This window comes from Serratia sp. 506_PEND, assembly GCF_001076875.1.
Classification (GTDB): Bacteria; Pseudomonadota; Gammaproteobacteria; order Enterobacterales; family Enterobacteriaceae; genus Serratia; species Serratia marcescens.
Genome location: NZ_JVEL01000175.1, coordinates 1 through 4162, shown reverse-complemented (window position 1 = coordinate 4162; position 4162 = coordinate 1). Strand labels below are relative to the sequence as shown.

Annotated in this window: 4 protein-coding genes; 3 read left to right on the top strand and 1 reads right to left on the bottom strand. The window is 55.6% G+C overall.

Annotation, left to right across the window (positions count from 1 at the left end):
• Nucleotides 1-107: 107 nt before the first annotated feature.
• Complete coding sequence (locus ADK28_RS04255) at nt 108-449, bottom strand: hypothetical protein (protein ID WP_016930249.1); 342 nt, start codon at nt 447-449, stop codon at nt 108-110.
• Nucleotides 450-697: 248 nt separating this feature from the next.
• On the opposite strand from ADK28_RS04255, the gene lpxO reads away from it, so the two are divergent.
• The 3 genes from lpxO (at nt 698) to ADK28_RS04240 (ending at nt 3636) form a co-directional block, all read left to right on the top strand.
• Complete coding sequence (gene lpxO, locus ADK28_RS04250; protein ID WP_004936848.1) at nt 698-1603, top strand: lipid A hydroxylase LpxO; 906 nt, start codon at nt 698-700, stop codon at nt 1601-1603.
• Between the two features lie 301 nt (nt 1604-1904).
• Complete coding sequence (gene lpxP / locus ADK28_RS04245; protein ID WP_016930250.1) at nt 1905-2825, top strand: kdo(2)-lipid IV(A) palmitoleoyltransferase; 921 nt, start codon at nt 1905-1907, stop codon at nt 2823-2825.
• Between the two features lie 115 nt (nt 2826-2940).
• A complete protein-coding gene (locus ADK28_RS04240) occupies nt 2941-3636 on the top strand; it encodes a CTP synthase C-terminal region-related (seleno)protein (RefSeq protein WP_422663527.1) in 696 nt (231 codons plus the stop codon).
• Nucleotides 3637-4162 lie beyond the last annotated feature (526 nt).

Here is a 4162-nt window from a genome sequence, read left to right as displayed (position 1 = left end):
AAAGGCGCACCCTTGCAAGAGGCGGCGCCTTTTTCTTTTGTGGCCTGCCCGGTTTAAGGGCAATAAAAAAGGCCGCAGCGCGGCCCTTGGGGTAAAAAGCGGAGACCTTACTCGGTCGCTTTGTTCTTGAGGCTTTCCGCCCCTTGCTTGGTCTTGTCCCAAGCCTTCTCCGTACCTTGTTTGGTGGAGTGCCAGGCTTTTTGCGAGCCTTCGCTCACTTTGCTGCCGACGCTGTCGCTCTTGCCTTCAGCGGCGTGCTTGGCTTTCAGCTTCAGCTCTTCACCCTTGTCCTGAGACTGGTGCAGCTTTTCTTTGGCGGTATCCGCCCCTTTATGCGCCTCAGCGACGACCTCGTTGCTGGCGTGAGCGGCGGTGTCGGTCGCGGTTTCAGCAGCGAACACCGGGGAAGCGAGCAGCAGTGCAGACAAGGCAATGATTGATTTCTTCATAAGTCCCTCTTTTCTCAGATACGTGCCATTCGTCATGACACAAGATGGCATGAAACACCCCTTGAACGATTTAAGAATAGGACTAAAACCAAAAAAATCGATATAAAATTTCATTACCAACGGTTTTATTGATTTTTTATGCCACCAAGCAGTATGAGCGGGGAAAGCGCACGAAAAAGTTAAATTTTTCCTGTCACAAAACTATAATTTGTACGAATTTTTAACACGCACCAACAGGGATGGATTCTATGGTTGCCGCGATCATTATCGGCATTTTTATCATCAGCTTCCTCTACGCACACTCCCGCGGCAAAGAGAAACAAAAGCTTACCCGCCAACTGTTCGATCACTCCACCTTTATGGGGCCGATCAACATGTTTATGACCGGCTTCTCCCGTTTGCCCGCCAAACAGCCCTATTTCGACGAAAAAGGCTTCCCGGAGCTGCAGACGCTGACCGACAACTGGCAGGTGATCCGCGAGGAAGCCGTGCGCTTGCAGGATCACATCAAAAAGGCGCAGTCGCACAACGACGCCGGATTCAACACCTTCTTCAAACGCGGCTGGAAACGTTTTTATCTGAAGTGGTACAGCGACAGCCACCCTTCGGCGCAAACGCTGTGCCCGAAAACCGTCGAACTGCTCAACCGCATCCCATCCGTAAAGGCGGCGATGTTCGCCGAGCTGCCGCCCGGCAGCCATTTGGGTAAACACCGCGATCCTTACGCCGGCTCGGTGCGCTATCACCTGGGGCTGATGACGCCCAACGACGATCGCTGCTTCATCGAGGTGGACGGCGAGCAGCACAGCTGGCGCGACGGCCAAGCGGTGATCTTCGATGAAACCTACGTGCACTGGGCGCAGAACGCCACCGATCAGACGCGCATCATTCTGTTTTGCGACGTCGAGCGGCCCATGAAATGGCGCTGGGCGCAAGCGGTCAACCACTGGGTCGGCGCTACGCTGATGTCGGCGGCCAGTTCGCCGAATGACGATCAGGACCGCACCGGCGGCATCAACCGCATCTTCAAATACGTCAACGCGGTGCGCGACGCCGGTCAGCGCCTGAAGGCGCGTAATCGCCGCGGTTACTACCTGCTGAAGTGGCTGGTGATCGCCGCCATTTTCGCCGCCATCATCCTCCCCAGTCTGTAAACCGCCGCCAATCGTCAATCCAGAGGCAACGCGAATGAGAATATTCGCATGCCTCTCTTCCTCTGTACCCCGTACCCTGTGTTAACATACGCATTCCTAGAGCCGCCTCCGCTGGCCAACAGCTATCCCTCCGAAGCCTGATAGCAGCGCAAACCGCCCTTCGAATGTAAATGTTTAGTCAATTATGGAATTCCGACTAAACCCTGGCCGTACCTGGGTGTCTGAGTAGTCGTATCGCTATCGAGTGGAACCTTTATGCGTTACAGCTTGCTGCCCCTTTTAACGTATAAAAAGAGTTTCTATGAAATCAGCCAAAGCATTTCAACTGGCCTTGCTGCACCCGCGCTACTGGTTAACCTGGTTCGGCCTCGCCCTGCTGTTCCTGCTGGTCCAGCTCCCCTACCCGTTGCTCAATCGGCTGGGAGTGTGGATGGGGCGCACCTCGATGCGATTTCTCAAACGCCGCGTCACTATCACCCGTCGCAACCTCGAACTGTGCTTCCCCGAGATGGACGAAGCGCAGCGCGAGCGCAAGGTGGTGGGCAACTTCGAATCGCTCGGCATGGGCCTGTTGGAAACCGGCATGGCCTGGTTCTGGTCGGATAAACGCGTCAAACGCTGGTTCAACGTCTCCGGCATCAACCACCTCAAAATGGCGCAGCGCGACGATCGCGGCGTGCTGGTGATCGGCGTGCACTTCATGTCGCTGGAGCTGGGCGGCCGGGCAATGGGCCTGTGCCAGCCGATGATGGCGATGTACCGTCCGCACAACAATAAAGCGATGGAGTGGGCGCAGACCAAAGGCCGCATGCGTTCCAACAAGGCGATGATCGACCGCAAGGATCTGCGCGGCATGGTGCACGCGCTCAAGCGCGGCGAGGCGGTATGGTTCGCGCCGGATCAGGACTATGGCCCGCGCGGCAGCGTATTCGCGCCGCTGTTCGCCGTCGATCAGGCCGCCACCACCAGCGGCACCTTCATGCTGGCGCGCATGGCCAACCCGGCGCTGGTGCCGGTGGTGCTGATCCGCCGCGAAGGCGGCCGCGGCTACGACCTGCTGATCCAGCCGGCCCTGGAAGACTACCCGCTCAGCGACGAACAGGCGGCGGCGGCTTACATGAACAAAGTGATCGAGAAAGAGATCATGCGGGCGCCGGAGCAATACATGTGGCTGCACCGCCGCTTCAAAACCCGACCGGCTGGTGCGCCCTCGCTGTACTGAGCCCCATTTTCCAGCCCGGCCGACGCCGGGCTTTTTTGTGCGCCGCGTTTAAAAAATCTGCGGTTCAAAATCCCGCTTTCCTGTAATCTCCTTCTTTACCCGCACAGGAAAGGAAATGATGAAAGCTCAAGTCCGCATTGCTCTGGTCGGTGATTACAACCCGCAAGCCGTGGCCCATCAGGCCATCCCCGTGGCGCTCCAGCTCACCGCCGCCCATCTCGACATCGACGTGCAGCCCCAGTGGCTACCGACCGAAACCTTGACCTCCCCCGATGTCCTGCAAGATTTCGATGCCATCTGGGTGGTGCCGGGCAGCCCGTATCGACACGACGACGGCGCCTTTATGGCGATCCGCCATGCGCGGGAAAACGACGTGCCGTTCCTCGGTTCCTGCGGCGGCTTTCAGTACGCCATCATCGAGTACGCCCGCAACGTGATGGGCTGGCACGACGCCGGCCATGCGGAAACCGACAGCGGTGGCCGGTTGGTGATCGCCCCGCTGAGCTGCTCGCTGGTGGAAAAAACCGGCGACATCGTTTTTCAGCCTGACACCCGCGTCGCGCAGGCCTACGGCTGCCTGAACACCCATGAAGGCTACCACTGCAACTTTGGCGTGAATCCGGACTTCGTCGCCGACCTTGAGCGCTTCCCGCTGATTATCAGCGGCCACGATGCCGAAGGCGACGTGCGCGCCATCGAACTGCCGGGCCGGCGTTTTTACGTCGCCACGCTGTTCCAATCAGAACGCGCTGCGTTGCGCGGCGAGCTTTCGCCGCTGGTGGTGGAACTGATCAAAGCCGCCGTCTGCTAACCTGCCACCTTCCCCGTAGGATCCAGCCGCAGCGAGACACGGTTCTCGTTGCGTCTTTCATTTCGGGTATCAACTCGACATCAACGTTTCACATTTATTATCTCATTAAAGTTAATCCATTAATCGCTCAATAACGGATCATTCATCGCAGTTTAATTGAAACGTCATACTCCTATGAAAGTTAACAGCAGCATTACGAATAAAGAAATGCATGAAATCACAATAAGCTTTATTTCTTATTATTCATTATTATTTCCTTTATAATAATACAGCATAAGAAATTCTTTATAATTTTTTATGATTCAGCCTGTTATCTCTGGCAGAGAAGCCATCGAACTTGCCCGCTTAGATACCACTCCGTTATCGTTCACGATCCTCCTCAGCGCCGCCCCTTTTCATCAAAAATAAAAAAACACAAATAAAACATAGCATTATACCATTACACCTGCTGATGACACGCAGAAAAAACAGTCAATCTTGATTAACACGCGACAAAAGCAATGACAAAAAATTAGTTTAAAAATAA